Origin of the sequence: Pseudomonas sp. J380 (assembly GCF_009827115.1) — a bacterium.
In the GTDB taxonomy this organism is placed as follows: domain Bacteria; phylum Pseudomonadota; class Gammaproteobacteria; order Pseudomonadales; family Pseudomonadaceae; genus Aquipseudomonas; species Aquipseudomonas paracarnis.
Genome location: NZ_CP043060.1, coordinates 187,694 through 208,642 on the forward strand (window position 1 = coordinate 187,694; position 20,949 = coordinate 208,642).

Sequence of the window (20,949 nt, forward strand, 5' to 3'; positions counted from 1 at the left end):
AGACGATCCTTAAAAATCACCTACTTGTAGTACATATCCACCACCACGGCAGCATCGAACGCTCCTGGAATCGGTAGGGTGCGCCACTTGAGGTCGGCCCGGAATTCATCGTGGCTCTGGCCCAGGCCCATCAGTTCCTGCAGCGTGAACCAGTTATTGAAGGGCAGTTGCTGCTGGCTCTCGGCGCGAGATAGCGAGATGCCGACTGAGCTGTTGTTGTCCGGCACCAGCAGGCCATTGTTCACACTGCCGCCGCCCGGCGTGGTGGCGAAGCGTGCGCTGACGGTATAGGGCGTGTCGCAACCCTTGCGCAGGTTCAGGCTGAAGTTTGCGCTGCTGGCGACTTCACCGATCGAGGCTTTGCGCGAAGGTGTGGGGAAGTTGACCACGCTGGGGCTGATGGTCAGTTCGGGAGTGCAAGGCACGAAGCGGATATCGTTCATGCCAGTGACCACATAATTGAAGTTGCTGTTGGGGCGTGAGTTGAGCCCGCGCACGCCGTCCAGTTGGAACACGCGGTAAGAGGTCAGCGTGCTGGCCTGGCCGCTCGGTGGCGTGGGGTCGTACTTCTCGATGAACACGCTGAAATTGAGGGTGAAGCGCGCCTTGTCCCAGCCCACGCAGTTGGACAAATTGCAGCCTCGGTCGGAGAAAAAACCGGTACCGACCTTGCCGGTACTTTGGGTAATCGGTTGGTTGTTGTAGCGAATGCCCACGCGAATCCCGGTGCCGATACTCACGCTGGCGGGGTTGACGTAGAAATACACTTCCTCACGGCCGTGGAGGTAGTCGTCCTTGCAGATGACATTGGTCGAGCGCGGGCCTGATTCCCAAATGATAGTGCCGTTAGGTGCGTCGGCGGCGACCGCCAGCGCCGTACCCAGCGCTTCCTGGGTGATGATCGAGTTGGTGCCGTCCTCGCGGCAGGCCAGTGCGTGGCTGGTGGCGGGCAAGACCGCGCAGGCCAACACCAGAAGCGGTAAACAGCGTTTGGTCAGTGACATCGGTTCAAATACCCCGTGATTTATCAGTTGAGCGCCGTGCTATGACGGGCTTGCAAACCGATATCGGTGATTTCGGTGAAGTGGAGAGTGGTGCCCTTGGGTACAGCGTCGAGCGCGGTCAGGGTTTTGCGTTCATGAGGCTTGAGCAGCAGGTAATCGCTGAGTGTCTGGCTGTCGGTTCGCAGGTTGACCAGCGATAGGTGGAAGGCGCTGGGGTTGTTGGCCGTCACCGTGCGCCCGTCGCTGCTCCATACCAACTGCTGCACCGCCTCGGCCGAGCCGCCCAGGAGTGCGGGAGGGCGATAGAACAGCTTGAGCCGCTGGCGGATCGCGAATTGCACGCTGTTGGGGTCTTCGACCTTGAGCGGGATTTCCATGATATTGAGCCAGAACAGCGATTCACGATCGCTGGGCAAGCCCTCACCGGCATACAGTATGCGCAGCTTGTGATGCTCCCCGGCGCCCAGTTGTACCAATGGCTCGGTGGCGGCAAAGGGCACGGTACGGTCGGCTGATTCGTCCTCGCTGGTGATCCAGGTTTGCACCACCACTTCCCGCGAGGCCTGGTTGACCACGCTGATACCGGCGGCCTTGTCCTGGCCGAAATAGATCAGGCGGGTGCCTTCGATCTTCAGCGCCGCATTGGCAGGCGGGGGCGCAAGCACCAGCAGCCCGCAGGCCAGCAGCACCGCTCTGAGTATAAACATGAACACGGCAATTCCATGGTCGGGTGAGGGAACGCAGACCATGGTAGGTAGCGAGTGGCACGAAGGCTTTGAGGCGATTCTTAAAAGTACGGTGTGCCCCTGATTGCCGTTTCAGAATCGCCTTAAAGTCAGGGTTCACCCCTGACGGTTACTTTGCTCAGCGTTGAATGATCGACGCGGATGCCCAACTGTCAGGTTTACCCTATGTCCAATAAAGCGTTACGCCTTCTGATTGCCGATGCAGAGCTTTTGCAACGGATCAAGATCGAGAAAATGCTCAACCAGCTGGGCTATCACCGCATCGCCCCGTTGAGTTCGTTCGACGAGTTGCAGGCACTGACACGCTCGGGCGTTGTGGCGTTTGACCTGCTGATCATCAACACTGCGCTGGTGCACTCACGGCAGGTCAACCTGCTCAAGTACTGCCATGACAACCCGTTGATCCGCCACACGCTGATCTATGACGGGCAATGTGCGCAGCGCTCTGTGGTGTCGGTCTCGGTTAGCCAGACCCTGCACCTGTCATTGTCACAGTCGCCCGACTTCACCTCCCTGCGTCGCTGCATGGAAATTGTCGATCCGGCACACAGTTCTCCGATCGCTGAGTGGCCCATGCTGCACGCCGTGGACGGCCGAGCGTCCCAGCCTTCGATTAGCCCGCGGGCGGTCTATCAAGGCGACCCGACGGTGGTGGCATGTGCCGTGGGGTTGTTTCCCAAGCGCTGATCGTATCGTGCAGCATCAGTCACGCCAGACGGGCAGATCATCATGGTCCAGTGCCCAATGAGGTTGCCGTGGCCGCAGGCACACACCACCGACCCAGCGCTCATGGCTGGCGTGGTCCAGCCAGCAGGCATTGCCGTCCAGTACCTGCTGCGCCAGTGGCGTCAGCGCCAATACGCGGCGCGGCCACTCCATGTTCGTTTCGGTCTCGATCAGCAGCGGCGCCGTCCCATCAATCAATGGGCGCAGCAGCGCGTGAAACATCATATCGCCCAGGAAAGGCAGTGGCTCGCGCTTGGCCATCAACTCGGCAAACACCCGACCGAAAGGCACAGGCCCGACCTCAGTAATATATTTCAAGGACAAACGTTCAGTCAGTGACAACCCGTCCTCGAGACCCGGCAACTCCTGTAACTGACGCCGTAACGCCGGCGCCAGAAAGGGCAGGGCAGGGTGATTGCCATGGGCCAGTTCCGCGAGCTTGAGCGGTGAGCTGTCGCAGTAAGCCGACCAGGCCCGTTTGGCCAACTGCACTGCGTCGTCGTCGATCAAGCGCCGCTGCGGCCAGAGCCAGGCCAGCACATCGGGGGCCAATTGGCCTATGCCGATAAATCGCTCGACGCCGGGAATTCGGTCTGCCTCAATCAGCTCCAGCTTGCGCGGCGCCTGCTCAAGGCCAGCCAGGGCGCGGACCAGGAACAATTGATCGTAGGCGTCCGCCTCGCACCACAGCACACTGTGATCGGCGTTGTTCAAGGCTTGTAGTTGGTTGTATTCATCGTTGATGCGATGCGCAACTTCAGTGGAGTCAAGGGCAAAGGCCTGACTGATAAAGGTACTGCGCATCGCTCGGAACGCTTCGCTGGGTAGTTCACGCACTGGCCCCATGCACAACGGGTCAGTGAGCATCCGGAACTGTCCCTTGAACCCGGCCACTTGCAGGCTGTGGGCAATATCATTACCACACCGCCAATGAGTGGTGCGGGATTCATCGCTGGCATCGAAACCAGGGTGGCGGGCGGCAAAGTCGAGGGCGTCGACGTGGGCCTTGAGCTTGGGCCAACTGGCGAAGCCCAGCTGTTTGGCTACCTGCCATTGAGCCTGGGACAAGGTTGCGCTGGGGTCTAGGCTTTTCAGCTGCGACAACAGTTCCTTGGCGCGCTTGCGCTGCTGCTCAAGGTTGAGGCGGCCATGGGTAGTGGAGGCTAAAGGGCGTTGCGACATACGAGCTCCTTGCACAAACCTTTTCCGCTTCAAGGTTGGGAGTCGTAGAAATGAGGTGGAGCTGGGATGTCTTGGGCGCAGCCCTTTCCGCGGAAGGTGGCGTAGAGAGCGCCAGACGGGAAATATAGGCAGCATTGCCGTTCGGTGCAACCCTGAAAATGTGGGCATTGCCCCAGTGCCACTCAGTCAAGCGCAGTCCCTGTGTGGCAGCGGGCTTGCTCGCGAAAGCGGTAGGTCAGTCGCTGCATCTGTTACTGCACCACCGCTTTCGCAGGCAAGCCAGCTCCCACATTGGATCTTCGTTGCTTTGAGCATTGCGTTCGCTTAATTCATCGGCATTGGAGCGGGTGCTGTTTTACTTGTCCTGGCGCGCATCCAGGGTTTTTTGATGCTCGGCCAGGAAGGGTTGCTCCGCGGGGTCAAAACGATCAATCCCGGCAGTGAAGCGGTGCCAGTAGGGGTACAACGGCTGACGGCGAGTGACGGCTTCGATGCGCGCCGACTGCTCTTCGGTGAGTTTCAGCTCGGTGGCCGCCAGGTTATCGCGCAGGTGTGCTTCCGTACGGGCGCCGATAATCAGCGAGGTGATCCCCGGGCGATCCTTGAGCCAGGCCAGGCAGGTGCGGGCGACCGAGACGCCGTGTTCATCACCGACGGCGGCGAGGGTCTCGATAATGTCCAGCGCACGCTCCTGGTCGTGGACGTAGGGTTCCGGCCAACCGCTGCCCTGGCGGGTATTGGCGGGCGGCTTGTGCCCGCGTCGGGTCGTGCCGGTCAGCAAGCCTTCGCCCATCGGGCCCCATACCAAAGTGCCAACCTGCTGGTCCAGGGCCAACGGCAGCAACTCGTACTCGGCCTCGCGGGATTCCGGGGTGTAGTAGATCTGCTGGGTAATCGGCTTGAGCATGCCGTGCAGTTCAGCCTTGCCCAGGGTTTTCATCATCTGCCAGGCGGTGAAGTTGCTGGTGCCGAAGTAGCGGATCTTGCCCGAGCCGACCAACAGGCGCAGGGCTTCCAGGGTCTCTTCGATTGGCGTCATGCCGTCCCAGTTGTGCAGTTGGTACAAGTCGATGTGGTCGGTGCCCAAGCGCTTGAGGCTGGCTTCGCAGGCGCGGATCAAGTGGTAGCGCGACGAGCCGGAGTTGTTGGGGTTGTCGTCTACCGGGCTGCGGCCCTTGGTGGCCAGCAGAATGTCGTTGCGCTTGTCGCCCAGCGCCTTGCCCACCACTTCTTCGGCCAGGCCGTGGGAATAGAGGTCGGCGGTGTCGACCATGTTCACCCCGGCGTCGAACGCCATATCGAACATGCGCTTGGCCAGGGGCACGTCCACCGCACCGCATTTTTCAAACTCTGCGCGACCGCCAAAGGGCACGGTGCCCAGGATGATTTCCGATACCAGCAGGCCGGAATGACCCAGTTGTCGGTACTGCATGTTGCCTCCTACTTAACGTTGCACGTGAAGGTGTGAACGACGGGGGCGGCGATAGTTTGAATTTTTTCATGAAATCCTCGCGCCAGGCTTGGCTGCGACGTGCACGAGGGATTGTTTCGCTGGATGAAATGCTGGATTGTGAATCCTGGTCATTCCGCCAGACATGGCAGTGGTAGAACATCCCTGGCGTCGATACCCACTCATTTGGAGCCTGTCATGACCCAGCCTGCGATCAAACTCTATGGTTTCCCCCTGTCCGGCCATTCCCACCGGGTCGAACTGATGTTGTCCCTGCTGGGGCTGGCGAGTGAATTTATCCTGGTGGACCTCAAGCAAGGTGCGCATAAAACGCCTGAGTTCCTCACCACCCTGAACAGCTTTGGCCAGGTGCCGGTGATTGATGACGGCGGCACGGTACTGGCCGACTCCAATGCGATCCTGATTTATCTGGCCAGCACCTATGGCCGCGGCGAATGGCTGCCGAGCGACCCTGTCGGGCAAGCCCGGGTGCAGCGTTGGCTCTCGGCCGCCGCCGGCCCACTCCATGCCGGGCCTGCCACGGCGCGCTTGGCCACGGTGTTTGGCGCCGAGGTGGACACTGTCAGTGCAATCAACCGTGCCCATGCCTTGCTGAGCGTGATGGAACAGCAACTGAACCAGAGCCGTTTCCTCGCCAGTGAGCAGCCCAGCATTGCCGATATCGCTTTCTACACCTACGTGGCCCATGCGCCGGAAGGCAATGTGTCCCTGGCCGACTACCCTGAGGTACGCGCCTGGCTCGCCAGCATCGAAGCACTGCCGGGTTTTGTCGGCATGCCGCGCACGGCTGTCGGTTTGCAATCGAGTTGAAGCCCAACACCTGTGGCGAGGGAGCTTGCTCCCGCTGGGCTGCGCAGCAGCCCCAACAAGGCTGCCGTATTTATTCAGCCAAACCGCGCTGGCAGCTTTCAGGGCCGCTGCGTGCCCCAGCGGGAGCAAGCTCCCTCGCCACAGGGGGACACATAATCAGAAGGCGTAAAGATGGATCGATTTCATGAAATGCAGGTGTTCCTGGCCGTGGCCGAGGAGGAGGGCTTCGCTGCTGCCGCCCGGCGCCTGAACACGTCGCCGCCCAGCGTGACCCGCGCCATTGCCGCCATGGAACAACGCATCGGCACGCAGTTGCTGGCGCGCACCACCCGCAGCCTGCACTTGACCGAAGCCGGCCAGCGTTACTTGGACGATTGCCGACGCATCCTTGCCGAGCTGGACGAAGCCGAGGAAGCGGCGGCGGGCAGCTACTCCATCCCGGGCGGCCAGTTGACGGTGACCGCACCGGTACTGTTTGGCGAGCTGTATGTGGCGCCGGTACTGGGGGATTATCTGGACCGTTTTCCGTTGGTGAGTATCAACGCCTTGCTGGTCGATAGGGTGGTCAATATGACCGACGAAGGTGTTGACGTGGCGGTGCGTATCGGCCACCTGCAGCAATCCGGGCAGCAAGCGATCAAGGTCGGCGAAGTACGCCGGGTGGTGTGCGCATCGCCGGCTTATCTTGACCAACACGGGCGCCCCCAGCGCCCCGAGCAGTTGCGTGAGGCCAAGCTCGTCACCTCATCGTCCAGCCAACTGGTCAGTGAGTGGACATTCGTTGACGCCGGCCAGCCGCTGAAGGTACCCATCGAGCCACGCCTGGTTGTCACCGCCAACAATGCCGCGATCAACCTGGCCCGCCTGGGGTGGGGCATGACGCGGGTGCTGTCTTATCAAGTCGCGGCAGCGGTGGCGGCGGGGGAACTGGAACTGGTACTGGAGGATTTCGAACCGGCGCCGCTGCCGATCCACGTGGTGTTCCAGCAAAACGGCCGAGTACCGGCCAAGGTCAATACGTTTGTGGATTTCCTCAGCCATCGCCTCGGGCAGGACCCGGCCCTGAACGCCGCGACCAAGCAGCGTGCCTGATGGAGCGTTATCGCGATATGCAGCTGTTTGCCGCGCTGGCCGGGCAACCCAGCCTGGCGTCGGCGGCACGTCATGCGCAGGTTTCCGGGCCGACGCTGGTACGTGCGGTTGCGCGCCTGGAGGCACGCCTGCGTGTGGTGTTGCTGCATCGCAGCACCCGTGGGGTCAGCCTGAGCGACGCAGGCCAGGCTTACCTTGCCGACTGCGTGCGCCTGCTGGCAGCGGTGGACGCGGCCGAGGCCTCGGCCAACGGTTTGCATGTGCAGGCCCAGGGCGACCTGCGGATATTTCTGCCGTTACTGTTCAGCCGCTATGTCATGGCGCCGCTGTTGGCCGGTTATGCGGATCGCTACCCAGCGGTGCGTGTCATCGCGCATTACCACGACTATTTCCCTAACCTGCACGTAGAAGGGCTGGACGTGGCGGTGCTGGTCGGCGAATTGCCCAGTTCGTCGCTGATTGCGCGGCAAGTCGGGCAGGTGGGCACTGTCCTTTGCGCCAGCCCCGCTTACTTGGCGACCCGGGGCGAACCCCGGCATCCGGCTGAACTCAAGCAGCATCATCTGATTGCCAGCGCCGACCCGGTGCACTGGGATTTCCCGCATTACACCCTCAAGGCTCGCGCCCGGCTGCGTTGCGCCACTGTCCAAGGCGCGATCAATGCAGCGGTGCAGGGGGCGGGCGTGATTCGAGCCTTGAGTTACCCACTGCACGAACACCTGGCGAGCGGCCAGTTGCAGCGCCTGTTGCCTACCTTCGAGTTGCCGCCGCAGCCGGTGCATGTGGTCTACCGCGAAGGCCGTCATGCGTCGATGCGCGTGCGCAGCTTTGTCGACTACTGCGTCACCGCGTTGCGCGAGCATCCGGCGTTTCAGTTGGCGTAATAGTGGATTGCCCTGGGTGGGCATTCTCTCCATTACGGCCTGGGCGCAGCATGCTCGTATCTAACCGGAGGTGAGCGCCATGCACTCGATTGAAGCAACCCCTTGGCATGTCGGCGAACGACACATGCAGGAAAGTGCCGGCGTCTCTGAACGCATGGCCATGATCGGGCCCAAGGTCATTCGTGATCATTTGCCTGAGCAGCACCGCGATTTTTATCCGCTGCTGCCGTACTTGATCGCGGGTGTGGTGGACGAACAAGGCATCCCCTGGGCAACGATGCTGGAAGGCGCTCCAGGGTTTGCGCATTCACCGGACCCACACACGCTGCAGATCGACAGCCTGCCCGCCAAAAGCGATCCCGCCTGGACTGGGATAACGGATGGCGCGGCGATCGGCCTGCTGGGCATTGACCTCAACACCCGCCGCCGCAATCGCATGAATGGCCGGATCGGATCGCTTGAGGATGAGGGCTTTGCGGTGGACGTAGTGCACACCTTCGGCAATTGCCCCAAATACATCCAACTGCGGCCCGTCGCTGGCATTGCACGCAAACCCGGCAACCTGGCCGAGCGCAGCCGCCGCCTGGACGATGCGGCTCAAGCGCTGATCCGCCAAGCCGACACCTTCTTCGTCGCCAGCTACGTCGACCAGCACGGCGAACGCTCGGTGGACGTTTCCCATCGCGGCGGCAACACGGGGTTTGTGCGGGTGGAAGGCAACGTACTGACCATCCCGGATTTTGCCGGCAACCTGTTCTTCAACACCCTCGGCAACCTGCACGCCAACCCGGTGGCGGGGTTGTTGTTTGTTGATTTTGAGACCGGTGACGTGCTGCAAGTGGCCGGGCGTACTTCGTTGATCCTGAGCGGGCCGCAAGTGGCTGAGTTCGAAGGCGCGCAGCGCCTGTGGACGGTAACGGTGGAACATGTGGTCCGCCGCCCGGCAGCATTGGCGTTGCGGTGGCAATTCGCGGAGTTTTCGCCGCACAGCCTGGCGATGGGTACTTGGTAGCCTGGCGCACTCTCCCAGGCGCAGCCTATCCAGTGTGGGAGCTGTCGAGCCCCAGCGAGGCTGCGATGGCGGCGGCACGGTCAACATATTCATTGCCTGACCCACCGCTATCGCGGCCTCGCTAAAGCTCGACGGCTCCCACAGGGGAATGTCATTGTCCGCTGGGTTTGCGCGTTTTCATCAGGCCCCCGGGCATTCCCGGTTCAGCGCTTCCCCCATGAAATGTTGCTGGATGTTGAACCGTCAGCGTGGGCAGAGTCTCTAGGTTAGCCTTGTCTTCCTACTGACAAACAAGGATTGGTCATGCAACGAAAGGTCATTAATCCCACGACGGTATTCAACTCCCTGCAATACGGTTTCAGCCAGGCCATGGAAGTGCCAGAGGGTCGGCGGATCATGCTGTCCGGGCAGGTGGGGGTTGATGCTCAAGAGCGTACGGTGGGCCCAGGTATTGCCGAGCAGACGGCCACGGCGTTGGACAATGTCGAAAAGGTGCTGACCGAGGTGGGGGGCGACCTGTCTCATGTGATCATGCTGCGGCTGTATATCGTCGAATCTGCCCGGGATCAGCAGGAGCCGATTGTCGAGGCGCTGCGCCAGCGCTTCGCGCACAACCCGCCGCCGTCTTCGTGGATTATCGTCAGTGGGTTGTCGTTGCCTGAGTGGTTGATCGAGGTTGAGGCGGAGGCGGTGGTTCCATTCAGTTAGGGCTTTTGCAGGAGCGAGCTTGCGAAAAAACCATAGCCGCCGCACTTATTCAGGATGCACGCGTTATCGTTGACGTTTTTCGCGAGCAGGCTCGCTCCTACAGCCATTCAATACCGAATCATCACCGACTTAAGCTCGGTGTAATCCTCAATAAACGCACCACCAAACTCCCGGCCTAACCCCGAAGACCGGCTGCCGCCAAACGGCACCGCCGGGTCGAGCAGGGTGTGCATGTTCACCCACAAGGTGCCTGCCTTGATCGCCGGGATCATGCGCAGGGCCTTGCCCAGGTCGTTGGTCCACAGGCTGGCACTCAACCCGTAGGGCCCGTGGTTCATCAGCGCCAGCAGTTCGTCTTCGTCGTCGTAGGGCAGGAAGGTGGCGATGGGGCCGAAGGTTTCTTCGTTGAGCAGGGTGTCGTGCAGGTGGTTGGCCAGGATCACGGTGGGTTCGACGTAGCAGCCGGGACGGTCGATGAGGTGGCCGCCGTGGATGATCGTGTTGTTTTCGGTGCGGGCCTGGTTGAAGTAGCCGAGCAGTTTTTGTTGGTGTTGCTGGTGGGTCACCGGGCCGAATTCGGTGTGTTCATCCAGGGGCGAGCCGATGGTCAGGCGGCTGAGACGCGCCTTGAGTTTTTCCAGCACAGCGTCGATTTGCGAGCGGTGCACGAAGAAACGTTCGGCCGCTGCGCAGATTTGCCCCGAGTGCAGGAAACCCGCTTCGATAATGCCATCCACCGCTTTGTCTACATCCATGTCGCGCAGGAAGCCGGCGGCGTTCTTGCCACCCAGTTCCAGGGTCGCGCGGGTCAGCCCGGCGCCCATGGCACTGCGGCCTACTGCAATACCGGTGGGTACTGAGCCGGTGAAGGACACCTTGTGCGTGCCGGGATGTTCCACCAGCCCCTTGCCGACATGGCCGCCGCCGGTCAGCACGTTGAGCACCCCCGCCGGCAAGCCGGCGTCGATGGCCAGTTCGGCGATGCGCAGCAGGGTCAGCGGCGTGAATTCGCTGGGCTTGATGATGATGCTGCAGCCGGTCACCAGCGCCGAGGCCAGCTTCCAGATGGCGATCATGGTCGAGAAATTCCACGGCACAATGCCTACCACCACGCCCGCCGGTTCGCGCAAGGTGAAGGCGGTGTAACGCTCGCCATTGAACGAAGGCAGGGAGGGCGTGAGGGTCTGGCCGCTGAGCTTGGTGGCCCAGCCTGCGTAATAGCGCAGGAAGTGCGCGGCCTGGTCGACCTCAACGGCGCGGGAAATCTGGATGATCTTGCCCGACTGGCAGGTTTCGATCTGCGCCAGTTCTTCGCGGTGCTGTTCCAGCAGGTCGGCCAATTTAAGCAGCACGTTGCCGCGGATGGCGGGCGCAGCCTGGGACCACAGCTGAAAACCACGGTTGGCAGAAGCGACCGCAGCGTCGATATCCGCCAGGTCAGCATCGGCCACGTCGGCGATCACCTGGCCGGTGGCGGGGTTGGTCACGCTCAGGCGTGCGTCGGTGTGGCTGTGCACACTGGCGCCGTCGATAAACAGCCCATGGCGGCGACGCAAAAAGGCTTCCACTTGAGGCAGCAACGGGATATCGCTCATGGCAGGTTCCTGGCAGTTCACAAAGAAACCCCGAGGTTAACCAACGCACTGATAAGCGGCTTGACTGTGCCTGCCAGCTTTTATGCCTGTGCCTGCCGTGCTTGTGAAAAGTACAAGCTTGCCTGCCGAACGTGCATTTCCCGCCTGCACGACCCGTTTGATACTGGCCCTGCATCCCGCGCCGTTCCACGATTCGGAGCGCCTGCCGGACTTCCAATAATAAGCAGGGCCGTCCATGAAAAAGCCAAACCCGCTCCTCGAAGACCTCAAGCCTCTTCTGCCTGCCATTGCCGCGAACGCCAGCCGTGCCGAACAGCTGCGCCAAGTGCCGGATGAGAATATCGCGCTGCTCAAAAGCATCGGCCTGCACCGCGCCTTCCAGCCCAAGGCATTCGGTGGCCTGGAACTGTCGCTGCCCGAATTCGCCGACTGCATCGCCTTGCTCGCCGGCAGTTGCGCCAGCACCGCCTGGGCCATGAGTTTGTTGTGTACCCATAGCCATCAACTGGCGCTGTTCTCGGCGCAGTTGCAGGAGGAGATCTGGGGCGCCAACCCGGATGCCACGGCCAGCAGCAGTATTGCGCCGTTCGGTCGGGTGACCGAGGGCGAGGGCGGCGTGTACTTCAGTGGTGAGATGGGCTGGAGCAGCGGCTGTGACCATGGCGAGTGGGCGATTGTCGGCTGCCGTCGCCAGAATGCCGAAGGTACCCAGGATTACTGCTTTGCCGTGCTGCCGCGCAGTGACTATCAGATCCGCGATGACTGGTTCGCGGCCGGCATGAAAGGCAGCGGCACCAAGACCCTGATCATCGACAACGCCTGGGTGCCTGAGCACCGGATCCAGAAGGCCAAGGACATGATGGAAGGCAAGTCCGCAGGCTTTGGTCTCTACCCAGACAGCCAGATTTTCTACGCGCCGTACCGGCCGTATTTCGCCAGTGGTTTTTCCACCGTCAGCCTCGGCGTGGCCGAGCGCATGCTGGAGGTGTTCCGCGAAAAAACCAAAAACCGTGTGCGCGCCTATACCGGTGCCGCGGTCGGCGCAGCGACCCCGGCGCTGATGCGCCTGGCCGAGTCCACCCACCAGGTGGCCGCTGCTCGGGCGTTTTTGGAGAAGACCTGGCAAGACCACGCCGAACACAGCGCCGCCCACCGCTACCCAGCGCGAGAAACCCTTGCGTTCTGGCGCACCAACCAGGCCTACGCCACCAAGATGTGCATCGAAGCGGTGGACCGGCTGTTCGCCGCCGCTGGTGGCAATGCCTGGTTCGAACACAACGAAATGCAGCGCCTGTTCCGCGATGCCCACATGACCGGCGCGCATGCCTACACCGACTATGACGTGTGCGCGCAGATCCTTGGCCGTGAGCTGATGGGCCTGGAACCCGACCCGAGCATGGTGTAGCTGCGTTTTCCCTACAACAATCAGGGCGGCCCAAAGAGGCCACCCGGGAGTCTTGCATGTCCGACGTATTCGACCCACGAGCCTTTCGTCGCGCCTTGGGCAATTTTGCCACTGGCGTGACCGTGGTCACCGCCGCCACCGCCTCCGGGCGCAAGGTGGGCGTGACGGCCAACAGTTTCAACTCGGTATCCCTCGACCCGCCGCTGGTGCTGTGGAGCATCGACAAACGCTCCAACAGCCATGCCGTGTTCGAGGAGGCCAGCCACTTTGCCGTAAATGTCTTGGCGGCGGACCAGGTGCACCTGTCGAACAATTTTGCCCGCCCCCGTGAAGACCGCTTCGCCCTGATCGAGTACGAGCCGGGGGAGGGGGGCTCGCCGGTATTCGCCGATTGCTCGGCGCGTTTTCACTGCGAGAAATACCAGCAGGTGGACGGCGGCGACCATTGGATCATGATCGGCAAGGTGGTAGCCTTCGATGATTTTGGCCGTGCGCCGCTGCTCTATCATCAGGGCGCCTATGCCGAGGTCCGGGCGCTGCCTCCCTGCGCGCCCGAAGCAGTTTAGAACGGCACGGCGACCACCAGTTGGCTGTAGACATTGGTGCCGTTGCCGCCGACCTGATTGCCACCGGTATCGGCTGATTTATCGGGTTTGTACAGGCCCAGCAGCGGCGTGATGATCAGGTGCTCGTTGACGGCCCATTCGGCATACAGGTCCAGTTCGCGGCCATCCAGGTTCAATTGGCCGCGCGTACTGACGGTGTTGTAGTCGAAGAACAGCGCCCCCAGGGTGACGTTCTCCAGTGGTTTGACCTTGAGCGCCACGTGCTGCACGGCGGTATTACTGTTGAAGGGGCCGGAATAGTTGCCCGCCACTTCGCCCTGCACCCAGGTACCGTAGCCACGGTTGAAGCCTGAAAACATGCCGTCCCAGTTCTTCGAATAACGGGCGTAGCGGTAGGTCAGGTCCGGTGACCACGGCAGGTTGGCGAAGGTGTAGCCGGCTTCGGCGTAACCGGCATTTTCCTGGCCATCGCGACGGCTTTGGCGCGCCAGTTCGAAGGCGAAGTGCGCGTTGTCGATACCGGCATTGCCGGTGCCGCGCAGGCTGTAGAGGTTCATGCCTTTGCGCTGGCGCTGCAGGTCGGTGGCGAAGCGCTCATCCACATCGATGCCGTGAATGTAGGTCAGCCCCAGGGTGCCCGGCGCGGCACTGTATTCCAGGGTGCCGGCGGCCATTTCGGTGAGGGCCTGGGCGCGGTTGTCGGACTTGATCCACATCAGGCTGCCGTGCACACCGTCCTTGCCGCCCAGGCGAATCACCGCCGTCTTATCGAAGGCATGGCGTGCGGCGATGTAGTAGGCGCCGCCGCGATTGAACTCGCCGTCGCCGACGCCATTGCCCAGGTTGGGGCCGTCGTCGTTAAGGATAAAACCGTCGCCGAGCATGATGATCTGGCGACCGAACGACAGGTCCAGGCCGTCCTTGCCCAGCGCCGGTAACAACTCGCCAGACCGCCAGCCGGCGAAGGCTTCGTCAAACTTGGTGGTGCGCTCGGTGCCGTTGGTCAACCCGGCCGCATCGCCGTCGCCCCAGGTACCGGAACTCACCAGGTTGGCCGTGCCATACACACCGCCCAGGTTGCCCAGGCGCTGTTCGACGCTCAGGCCGTACTTGATGAACGCCTCACGCCAAGTGGCGCCGCCGCTGCGCCCATCGTAGTTCTTCGGGCTGTTGAACATACCGTACACGGCGAGGAAGTTGCCGGTGACCTGGGTGTCGGCGTCCGCATACAACTCGATGGCCTGCGCCTGGCCCACCAACAGTGCCACGCCCAGGCCGACCGTCTGGCGCAGGCAGCGGTTTTTCAGTGTGTGCTCCATTGTTATTGCCCCCATCTTGGTTAAGAGTGAGGGCGCATTAGGGCGAGCGGTGTGAGGCCAAGTCTTTTCCCTGCGTGCCAGGCAATTGACTCTGGCCGCCAGGCAGCAGGCCTTGGCAGGCAGCAACAAAACCGGCGGCAGACAGGGGCAAGACGATCAACGGGAGTGGGGCGCAGAGTGCCGACACATTAAAAAATCCGCTTCGAGGACCCCTCCATGTCGATCAACGACCGACTCACCGCACACCTCAACCGGGGTACGGTAGGTTTTCCCACTGCGTTGGCCAGCACCATCGGCCTGATCATGGCCAGCCCCGTGATTCTCACCGCCACCATGGGCTTTGGCATCGGTGGCAGCGCGTTTGCCCTGGCGATGCTGATCGCCGTGGTGATGATGCTGGCCCAGGCGACGACTTTCGCCGAGGCCGCCTCGATGCTGCCCACCACCGGTTCGGTGTACGACTACATCAACTGCGGCATGGGCCGGTTCTTTGCGATCACCGGGACCTTGTCGGCCTACCTGATCGTGCATGTGTTCGCCGGCACCGCCGAAACCATCCTCGCCGGCGTCATGGCCCTGGTGAACTTCGAACACCTCAACACCCTGGCAGAGTCGGCCGGCGGCTCGTGGTTGCTGGGCGTCGGTTTCGTACTGGTGTTCGGCGTGCTGAACGCCTTTGGCGTCAGCGCATTTGGCCGCGCCGAGATCATCCTGACCTTCGGCATGTGGACCACCCTGATGGTGTTCGGCGTACTGGGCCTGATCGCCGCGCCGGCGGTGCAATTGGAGGGCTGGTTCGGTGAGTCGCTGGTGGGCACCGACCTGGTCACCGTGCTGTCGCTGGTGGGCATGGCGATGTTCATGTTCGTGGGTTGCGAGTTCGTCACCCCGCTGGCGCCGGACCTGCGCCAATCGGCCAAGGTGATGCCACGGGCGATGATGCTCGGGCTGATGGGCGTGGCGACGTGCATGTTCATCTATGGCGCGGCGATGAAGCGCCAGGTGGAAAACGTCGTGCTCGACGCCGCGTCCGGCGTGCACCTGCTGGACACACCCATGGCCATCCCCCGATTTGCCGAACAGGTGATGGGGCAGATCGGCCCGTTGTGGCTGGGCATCGGCTTTCTGTTCGCTGGCGCTGCGACCATCAATACCCTGATGGCCGGCGTGCCGCGCATCCTCTACGGCATGGCGGTGGATGGCGCCTTGCCAAAGGTGTTCACCTACCTGCACCCGCGTTTCAAGACGCCGCTGTTGTGCATCCTGGTGGCCATGTTGATTCCGTGCCTGCATGCGCTGTACCTGGGCGGCAACACCGACAACATCATGCACCTGGTACTGGCGGCGGTGTGCGCGTGGAGTTTCGCTTACCTGTTGGTGACGCTGTCGGTGGTGATCCTGCGCATTCGGCGTCCGGACTTGCCTCGGGCCTATCGTTCGCCGTGGTTCCCGCTGCCGCAGATCGTCTCCAGCATCGGCATCCTGCTGGGCATGTGGTTTATCACTCCGCCAGGCATGAACCCGGCTGACATCTACGTGCCGTTTGGCGTGATGCTCGGCGTGACGGCCACCTATGCGCTGTTCTGGACCCTGGTGGTGCAGAAGGTCAACCCCTTCAAGCCCGCCTGCGTGGAAGAGGTGTTGGCCAAGGAATTCAATCACGAACCGGGGCATACCCATGAGGGTTATAGCGACCTTGCGGCAAAAACTGTTTGAGCTGTTTCGTGCTGACCGCGCACCCAGCGGGTATCGGCCGGGGGTGACCCTGGCCCACCTGCGGCGTGACCTGGGCCTGGCAAGCCTTGAAGTGGGCGGTGTGGCCTTCGAGATTGTCGAGCGCACCGAGTCTCAGTTGTTGATGCACCTGGTGCTGACCGAATGTGTCCTGCGCGTTCCTGCTGCAGCGGGTGGCGCTGGCAGCTTCGAGGTGCACCATGGCGGCGCGATCCGGCGCAGCGGTATTCATGTGCGGCGCCGCGCTGGCAACCAGGCACTGGGCCGTGAGTTGCAGGCGCGTTTGCAGGCTGACAGCGCGTTGTTCCAGGCGTTGATGCCGCTGGATTTCAAGCGCCTGCGCATCGAGCTGCAAGACCAGCAATGGTGCGTGCGCCTGGAGCATATGGGCGGCAGTGAGGTGGTCAACCGCATGCCGGCGTTCCGGCGCTACATTGCGTTGAGCACCGAGCAACGCGGGTATCTCTTGGTCGTACTGGCCGGATTGCGGCGGGTATTGTCGGACCTCTGATTGGCACCATTAGTGCTTCTGCAAAGGGCAAACAGGTTGTTGTTGCGTGCATATAGATAACATGTTAACTATTGCGCCAGAACAACAAGAATAACGCCACTGCGGAGACACCCAATGAGCATCCCACAGCATGCACCCGACGGGCTCGACAGCTGGAACCGCGAACTGCGCGACGCGTGCGGCCACTTCGATACCGAACTGGCTTTCAACCGTTCGCTGTTTATCGGCGAGATCCATAACCTGCCGCGTGGCTTGGCCATCCTGCGCACCAATGCCGGGCTGATCAAGCGCCCGACGCACCACGCCGACCATGACAACGACCAGGAATGTTTCCTGGTCAGCCAGCGCAGCGGCTATTCGCAAATCACCCAAAATGAGCAGACCGTGCAACTGGCGCCTGGCGAGATGCTGTTGATGGACTCGGTGGGCTCCATCGAAATCACCCCCTTCGGCCTGATCGAACACGCCTCGCTGTCCCTGTCGCGCAACGCGGTATGCAAGCACCTGGGCGGTCAGGCACGGGCCTTCGGCAAGATCTCCTCGACCAAGGCCTGTGGGCGCATGCTGCATGTGCTGATGGACCAACTGTGCAAGGACGATACCGACGATGACGCCACGCAAGTGGAGGCGCTGCAAGCGGCCTTCGTCTCGCTGTTGGGTTCGGCGTTGGAGCAGGGCGACGAGTGCCGCGAGGGCGTTGCTGCGTTGCACGGCAATAACCTGCGCAGCTATGTGCAAAAAGTCATTGATGAGTCGCTGAGCCAGCCAGGCCTGAGCCCTATCGGCCTGGCCAACCGCCTGAATATCTCGGTGCGGCACCTGTACCGTCTGTTTGAAGAACAGGACGACAGCGTCTGCCGCTATATCCAGCGCGCACGGCTCAAGCGCAGTGCGGATGACTTGACCAACCCGTTCCTGCGCAGTGAGTCGATCACCTCGATTGCCTACAAGTGGGGTTTTACCGACTCGGCGCATTTCAGCCGCTCGTTCAAGAAGCAGTTCGAAGTATCGCCCAAGGATTTTCGTTCCAGCCGGTTGCAGGCGGTGCAAGCGTGATCGTTCCCACGCTCCGCGTGGGAACGCCGCCCCGGACGCTCCGCGTCCCGCTCCAAGTCGTGACGCGGAGCGTCACAGGATGCATTCCCACGCAGAGCGTGGGAACGATCGGCCTCGGCGCATTTCAGCCGCTCGTTCAAGAAGCAGTTCGAAGTATCGCCCAAGGATTTTCGTTCCAGCCGGTTGCAGGCGGTGCAAGCGTGATCGTTCCTACGCTCCGCGTGGGAACGTCGCCCCGGACGCTCCGCGTCCCGCTCCAGAAGTCGTGACGCGGAGCGTCACAGGATGCATTCCCACGCAGAGCGTGGGAACGATCGGGTTTCATATTTCGGGCAGCGTCGCGCCACCATCCACCACCAGCGTCTGCCCGGTGATATAGCCCGCCAGGTCAGAGGCCAGAAACACCATCGCCCCGGCAATATCCGCCGCAGCGCCCAGGCGCCCCAGCGGCACACGGCGGGCGATGCTGTCATTCACGGCCGCATCGCCCAGGTTATCCATCGCCGGCGTGGCGATCATGCCGGGCTCCACGCCGTTGACCCGCACATTCAACGGCGCCAGCTCCAGCGCTGCATTGCGGATAAACCCATTCACCCCAGCTTTGGACGCCGCATAGTGGCTCAGCCCCGGATAACCGACCCGATTGCCGGTGACCGAAGACGTCACCAGCACGCAACCCCGGCCTTGTTCGCGAAACATCGGCAACGCCGCCTGGGTCAGCCAGAACAGCGCCGACAGGTTCACCGCCAGGGTGCGCTCCAGGATCGTTGGGGTGATGTCAGCAAAGGCGGTCAGCGGAAAGTACCCGGCGTTGTGCACCAGCACATCCAGTTGCGCCAAGCCTTGGACGCAAGCGAACACCGCTTCGGCATCCGCCAGATCAACGCCAACGGCGTCAACGTGATGCCCCTGCGCGCATAACCCGGCAGCCAGGGCTTCAGCCTGTTCAACCCTACGGTCGGCAATCACCACTCGCGCACCGCGTTGGGCAAAGGCCTGGACGATGCCCAGGCCAATGCCCTGGGCGCCGCCGGTGACCAGTACGACCTGGCCGCTGAAATCCAGGTCATTCGTCATGGGCAGGCTCCAGGTGCGTAAACGCCAGCGTCGGCACGTCGACGATGCTGGAGCCACCGTCCGCCACCAACGTGGCGCCGGTAATGATCGACGCGTCGTCGCTGGCCAGGAAGCGGCACACCTTGGCGATCTCGTCGGCACGGGCGGCACGCCGCAGCGGTACATCGGCACACACACGCGCATAGGCCTGCTGCAAGGTTTCGCCGTACGCCTCCATCAACGGCTGCATCTCCGCGTCGGCCATCGGCGTGTGCACCCAGCCTGGGCACACCGCGTTCACGCGCACGCCATGGGGCCCATAATCACGGGCCAGCGAGCGGTTGAGCCCGAGCAGCGCATGCTTGGCGGTGGTGTAGCCACACACCTCGGGGCCTGCCGCCAATGAGGCGATGGAGCCAATCAGCACCATGTTCCCGGTGCTTTCCTGCAACAGCGGCAGGCAGGCGCGAGCGCTGTAGAACGCACTGTCGAGGTTGCTGCGCAGCGCGCCTTCCCAGGTGGCCGGGCTGGTCTGGGTCGCGCTGCCTAGCCCGTGGCCACCGGCACAGGCCAGCAGCACATCGAGGCGCCCGAAGTGGCTGCGGATTTGTTGGATGAAGCCGTCCCAGGTGTCCGGGCAGGCGGCATCGCCCACCAGGATCAGCCCGCCGGTGTCCAGCGCCACCTGTTCCAGTGGCTCACGACGCCGACCGATCAGCACCAGATGCGCGCCTTCCTGTGCGTACAAGCGTGCGCAGGCAGCGCCGATGCCGGTGCCGGCCCCGGTGATCACCACCGTGCGCGGCTCAGTCACGGGGATACTCCGTGCGGTTGAGCACCTGGCAATAGGAACTGATCGGGAAGTTCGACAGCGCGTCGAAGGACGCCCCGGCATAGCCGAAGATCTTGCCGTCGCTGCGATGCTGTTGCAGGTCGATCAGCACCAGGCCGAGGGTCGGTACGATCTTCTCCTGCCAGACGAACAGGTACAGCTGTTCGGCGATCTTGTAGTAATGGCAGCGGTCGGTGTCGCACAGGCCTTTCTCCACGCCCTCAAGGCATTGCCAGGCGTAGAATTGCGGGTTGAGGTAGATGTGCTCGTAGACCTCGCTGGGGCTGTAGCGGTAGTGGTTGCGCAGGCCGACCAACTCATTGGTGGGGGCGTGCAGGCAGTGGCCGTCCTGCCACGGCCGGTCGAGGCTGCCGTGGAGGAAGTCAACCTGTACCGAGGTCAGCGGTTTGCCGGCCAGGGCGCGGTGGTAAAGGCCTTCGTGGGTCTCTGCCGGTTCCGGCATACGGCCAATCACCGCGGTAAAAGAGGCATTTGGCGTGTCCAGCACCAGGCTGATCGACCAGCTTTGCCCCGCCTCGTGCTTGATAAAGTCCACCAGGTACAGGCCCGGGCGAATGGAGCTGGCGCGGTAGGCGGCGCTGCCGCTGGAGTGGCCATCGGCGGCGTGCCAGGCCAGGCGCTCCTGCTCGAAGCGGTGTTCGATCTGCCAGCCATTGGCAAAGTGCAGGGTGAAGGTCTGGCCGGCCAGGTCGGCCAGGTTCGGCAGGATGAACGCCTCGGGTGCAAACCCCTCAGCCAGGGCGCCCACGGTGATCCAGTCAGATGAATTCGACATGGCAACGCCTCCCTTACACGACGGCGAAGTAGTGTTTGACGAAACTCTCGCTGACCACTTCCCACAGCACCGGCGTGCCCTTGGTCACGAACCAGCTGTCACCGGCCTTGTAGCGGGTGGTTTGGCCGGTGGACTCGTCGGTCAGCACCACTTCGCCGGTCACTACCGTGGCTTGCTCGGCGAAGGGGTAGACCATGCGGAACTTGCCCTGGGTCGTGCCGAAGTACGCACTGCTGACCGCATCGGTGGGCGCGCCAAAGGTCATCTTGCCGAAGGCGCGTACTTCGCCTTCGAGGATTTGCGAGCCGAGGTCGGCCACGGTGCCCCAGGCGTCGAGTTCCGACAGCTGGACGTTGTGTTTGAGGGTGGTAAGTGTCATGGCAGATGCTCCGATAAGTACGAGATTTTTGTAGGAACGAGCTTGCTCGCGAAAAACTCACAGGC

20 protein-coding genes and 2 pseudogenes are annotated in these 20,949 nt (G+C 62.3%); 12 read left to right on the forward strand and 10 right to left on the reverse strand.

The features are described 5' to 3' along the window. Positions 1-20: 20 nt before the first annotated feature. Positions 21-1,004 carry a fimbrial protein gene (locus FXO12_RS01130; RefSeq protein ID WP_054898363.1) on the reverse strand — a complete coding sequence of 328 codons (984 nt, stop codon included), beginning with the start codon at positions 1,002-1,004 and terminating at the stop codon, positions 21-23. Positions 1,005-1,027: 23 nt separating this feature from the next. After that, on the reverse strand, positions 1,028-1,711 hold the full coding sequence (locus tag FXO12_RS01135) for a molecular chaperone (protein ID WP_232458770.1): 684 nt from the start codon (positions 1,709-1,711) through the stop codon (positions 1,028-1,030). A gap of 204 nt (positions 1,712-1,915) precedes the next feature. Between FXO12_RS01135 and FXO12_RS01140 the strand changes: the two genes are divergently transcribed. After that, a complete protein-coding gene (locus tag FXO12_RS01140) occupies positions 1,916-2,437 on the forward strand; it encodes a hypothetical protein (RefSeq protein ID WP_014719098.1) in 522 nt (173 codons plus the stop codon). Between the two features lie 15 nt (positions 2,438-2,452). On the opposite strand, the gene FXO12_RS01145 is transcribed toward FXO12_RS01140, so the two are convergent. Together FXO12_RS01145 and FXO12_RS01150 are read right to left on the reverse strand one after the other, a co-directional pair. Next, positions 2,453-3,658 carry a DUF1835 domain-containing protein gene (locus FXO12_RS01145; RefSeq protein ID WP_057975002.1) on the reverse strand — a complete coding sequence of 402 codons (1,206 nt, stop codon included), beginning with the start codon at positions 3,656-3,658 and terminating at the stop codon, positions 2,453-2,455. 355 nt (positions 3,659-4,013) lie between these two features. Next, positions 4,014-5,090: an aldo/keto reductase gene (locus FXO12_RS01150; protein WP_054898365.1), complete on the reverse strand. Its 1,077-nt coding sequence runs from the start codon at positions 5,088-5,090 to the stop codon at positions 4,014-4,016. 216 nt (positions 5,091-5,306) lie between these two features. Between FXO12_RS01150 and FXO12_RS01155 the strand changes: the two genes are divergently transcribed. From FXO12_RS01155 to FXO12_RS01175, 5 genes are all read left to right on the forward strand, one after another. Continuing rightward, positions 5,307-5,939, forward strand: a complete 633-nt coding sequence (locus FXO12_RS01155; protein WP_034128205.1) for a glutathione S-transferase family protein — start codon at positions 5,307-5,309, stop codon at positions 5,937-5,939. Positions 5,940-6,110: 171 nt separating this feature from the next. Beyond that, a complete protein-coding gene (locus FXO12_RS01160) occupies positions 6,111-7,031 on the forward strand; it encodes a LysR family transcriptional regulator (RefSeq protein WP_057975001.1) in 921 nt (306 codons plus the stop codon). After that, positions 7,031-7,915, forward strand: coding sequence for a LysR family transcriptional regulator (locus FXO12_RS01165; protein WP_057975000.1), 885 nt, complete (start codon positions 7,031-7,033; stop codon positions 7,913-7,915). The genes FXO12_RS01160 and FXO12_RS01165 overlap by 1 nt, the downstream gene beginning before the upstream one ends. Positions 7,916-7,994: 79 nt before the next feature. After that, positions 7,995-8,927, forward strand: coding sequence for a pyridoxamine 5'-phosphate oxidase family protein (locus FXO12_RS01170; RefSeq protein ID WP_057974999.1), 933 nt, complete (start codon positions 7,995-7,997; stop codon positions 8,925-8,927). 303 nt (positions 8,928-9,230) lie between these two features. Then, positions 9,231-9,635, forward strand: coding sequence for a RidA family protein (locus FXO12_RS01175; RefSeq protein WP_054897401.1), 405 nt, complete (start codon positions 9,231-9,233; stop codon positions 9,633-9,635). Positions 9,636-9,742: 107 nt separating this feature from the next. Here the strand turns inward: FXO12_RS01175 and FXO12_RS01180 are convergent, their stop codons facing one another. Continuing rightward, entirely contained in the window at positions 9,743-11,230 is a 1,488-nt protein-coding gene (locus tag FXO12_RS01180; RefSeq protein ID WP_057974998.1) for an aldehyde dehydrogenase family protein, read from the reverse strand. 235 nt (positions 11,231-11,465) lie between these two features. Between FXO12_RS01180 and FXO12_RS01185 the strand changes: the two genes are divergently transcribed. Together FXO12_RS01185 and FXO12_RS01190 are read left to right on the forward strand one after the other, a co-directional pair. Further along, positions 11,466-12,635, forward strand: a complete 1,170-nt coding sequence (locus FXO12_RS01185; protein ID WP_032901980.1) for a p-hydroxyphenylacetate 3-hydroxylase oxygenase component — start codon at positions 11,466-11,468, stop codon at positions 12,633-12,635. Between the two features lie 56 nt (positions 12,636-12,691). Then, positions 12,692-13,165 (forward strand): annotated as a pseudogene (locus FXO12_RS01190) (flavin reductase family protein); the annotation flags it as partial. 32 nt (positions 13,166-13,197) lie between these two features. On the opposite strand, the gene FXO12_RS01195 reads toward FXO12_RS01190, so the two are convergent. Then, positions 13,198-14,520 carry a hypothetical protein gene (locus FXO12_RS01195; RefSeq protein WP_057974997.1) on the reverse strand — a complete coding sequence of 441 codons (1,323 nt, stop codon included), beginning with the start codon at positions 14,518-14,520 and terminating at the stop codon, positions 13,198-13,200. 216 nt (positions 14,521-14,736) lie between these two features. Here FXO12_RS01195 and FXO12_RS01200 point away from each other — a divergent pair, with 216 nt between their 5' ends. The 4 genes and pseudogenes from FXO12_RS01200 to FXO12_RS29330 all read left to right on the forward strand — a co-directional run. Continuing rightward, complete coding sequence (locus FXO12_RS01200; protein WP_054897404.1) at positions 14,737-16,236, forward strand: APC family permease; 1,500 nt, start codon at positions 14,737-14,739, stop codon at positions 16,234-16,236. Continuing rightward, the gene (locus tag FXO12_RS01205; protein ID WP_057974996.1) at positions 16,199-16,765 is read left to right on the forward strand and encodes a DUF3156 family protein; all 567 of its coding nucleotides are present in this window, start codon (positions 16,199-16,201) and stop codon (positions 16,763-16,765) included. The genes FXO12_RS01200 and FXO12_RS01205 overlap by 38 nt, the downstream gene beginning before the upstream one ends. A gap of 114 nt (positions 16,766-16,879) precedes the next feature. Next, complete coding sequence (gene feaR, locus FXO12_RS01210) at positions 16,880-17,821, forward strand: transcriptional regulator FeaR (protein WP_054897406.1); 942 nt, start codon at positions 16,880-16,882, stop codon at positions 17,819-17,821. 114 nt (positions 17,822-17,935) lie between these two features. Then, positions 17,936-18,025 (forward strand): annotated as a pseudogene (locus FXO12_RS29330) (hypothetical protein); the annotation flags it as partial. Positions 18,026-18,142: 117 nt separating this feature from the next. On the opposite strand, the gene FXO12_RS01215 reads toward FXO12_RS29330, so the two are convergent. The 4 genes from FXO12_RS01215 to FXO12_RS01230 are packed head-to-tail and all read right to left on the reverse strand — an operon-like array spanning position 18,143 to position 20,884. Next, positions 18,143-18,898, reverse strand: coding sequence for an SDR family oxidoreductase (locus tag FXO12_RS01215; RefSeq protein ID WP_057974995.1), 756 nt, complete (start codon positions 18,896-18,898; stop codon positions 18,143-18,145). Next, on the reverse strand, positions 18,888-19,691 hold the full coding sequence (locus FXO12_RS01220; protein ID WP_057974994.1) for an SDR family NAD(P)-dependent oxidoreductase: 804 nt from the start codon (positions 19,689-19,691) through the stop codon (positions 18,888-18,890). The genes FXO12_RS01215 and FXO12_RS01220 overlap by 11 nt, the downstream gene beginning before the upstream one ends. Next, positions 19,684-20,505: a molybdenum cofactor biosynthesis F family protein gene (locus FXO12_RS01225; RefSeq protein ID WP_057974993.1), complete on the reverse strand. Its 822-nt coding sequence runs from the start codon at positions 20,503-20,505 to the stop codon at positions 19,684-19,686. Before FXO12_RS01225 ends, FXO12_RS01220 begins: the two co-directional genes overlap by 8 nt. 13 nt (positions 20,506-20,518) lie before the next feature. Continuing rightward, on the reverse strand, positions 20,519-20,884 hold the full coding sequence (locus FXO12_RS01230; RefSeq protein WP_034128191.1) for a cupin domain-containing protein: 366 nt from the start codon (positions 20,882-20,884) through the stop codon (positions 20,519-20,521). Positions 20,885-20,949 lie beyond the last annotated feature (65 nt).

What these genes read in the sequence shown, in the direction of transcription:
- FXO12_RS01130 (WP_054898363.1), bottom strand. Translation starts at nt 1,004, where the DNA reads ATGTCACTGACCAAACGCTGTTTACCGCTTCTGGTGTTGGCCTGCGCG.
- FXO12_RS01135 (WP_232458770.1), bottom strand. Translation starts at nt 1,711, where the DNA reads ATGTTTATACTCAGAGCGGTGCTGCTGGCCTGCGGGCTGCTGGTGCTT.
- FXO12_RS01140 (WP_014719098.1), top strand. Translation starts at nt 1,916, where the DNA reads ATGTCCAATAAAGCGTTACGCCTTCTGATTGCCGATGCAGAGCTTTTG.
- FXO12_RS01145 (WP_057975002.1), bottom strand. Translation starts at nt 3,658, where the DNA reads ATGTCGCAACGCCCTTTAGCCTCCACTACCCATGGCCGCCTCAACCTT.
- FXO12_RS01150 (WP_054898365.1), bottom strand. Translation starts at nt 5,090, where the DNA reads ATGCAGTACCGACAACTGGGTCATTCCGGCCTGCTGGTATCGGAAATC.
- FXO12_RS01155 (WP_034128205.1), top strand. Translation starts at nt 5,307, where the DNA reads ATGACCCAGCCTGCGATCAAACTCTATGGTTTCCCCCTGTCCGGCCAT.
- FXO12_RS01160 (WP_057975001.1), top strand. Translation starts at nt 6,111, where the DNA reads ATGGATCGATTTCATGAAATGCAGGTGTTCCTGGCCGTGGCCGAGGAG.
- FXO12_RS01165 (WP_057975000.1), top strand. Translation starts at nt 7,031, where the DNA reads ATGGAGCGTTATCGCGATATGCAGCTGTTTGCCGCGCTGGCCGGGCAA.
- FXO12_RS01170 (WP_057974999.1), top strand. Translation starts at nt 7,995, where the DNA reads ATGCACTCGATTGAAGCAACCCCTTGGCATGTCGGCGAACGACACATG.
- FXO12_RS01175 (WP_054897401.1), top strand. Translation starts at nt 9,231, where the DNA reads ATGCAACGAAAGGTCATTAATCCCACGACGGTATTCAACTCCCTGCAA.
- FXO12_RS01180 (WP_057974998.1), bottom strand. Translation starts at nt 11,230, where the DNA reads ATGAGCGATATCCCGTTGCTGCCTCAAGTGGAAGCCTTTTTGCGTCGC.
- FXO12_RS01185 (WP_032901980.1), top strand. Translation starts at nt 11,466, where the DNA reads ATGAAAAAGCCAAACCCGCTCCTCGAAGACCTCAAGCCTCTTCTGCCT.
- FXO12_RS01195 (WP_057974997.1), bottom strand. Translation starts at nt 14,520, where the DNA reads ATGGAGCACACACTGAAAAACCGCTGCCTGCGCCAGACGGTCGGCCTG.
- FXO12_RS01200 (WP_054897404.1), top strand. Translation starts at nt 14,737, where the DNA reads ATGTCGATCAACGACCGACTCACCGCACACCTCAACCGGGGTACGGTA.
- FXO12_RS01205 (WP_057974996.1), top strand. Translation starts at nt 16,199, where the DNA reads ATGAGGGTTATAGCGACCTTGCGGCAAAAACTGTTTGAGCTGTTTCGT.
- feaR (WP_054897406.1), top strand. Translation starts at nt 16,880, where the DNA reads ATGAGCATCCCACAGCATGCACCCGACGGGCTCGACAGCTGGAACCGC.
- FXO12_RS01215 (WP_057974995.1), bottom strand. Translation starts at nt 18,898, where the DNA reads ATGACGAATGACCTGGATTTCAGCGGCCAGGTCGTACTGGTCACCGGC.
- FXO12_RS01225 (WP_057974993.1), bottom strand. Translation starts at nt 20,505, where the DNA reads ATGTCGAATTCATCTGACTGGATCACCGTGGGCGCCCTGGCTGAGGGG.
- FXO12_RS01230 (WP_034128191.1), bottom strand. Translation starts at nt 20,884, where the DNA reads ATGACACTTACCACCCTCAAACACAACGTCCAGCTGTCGGAACTCGAC.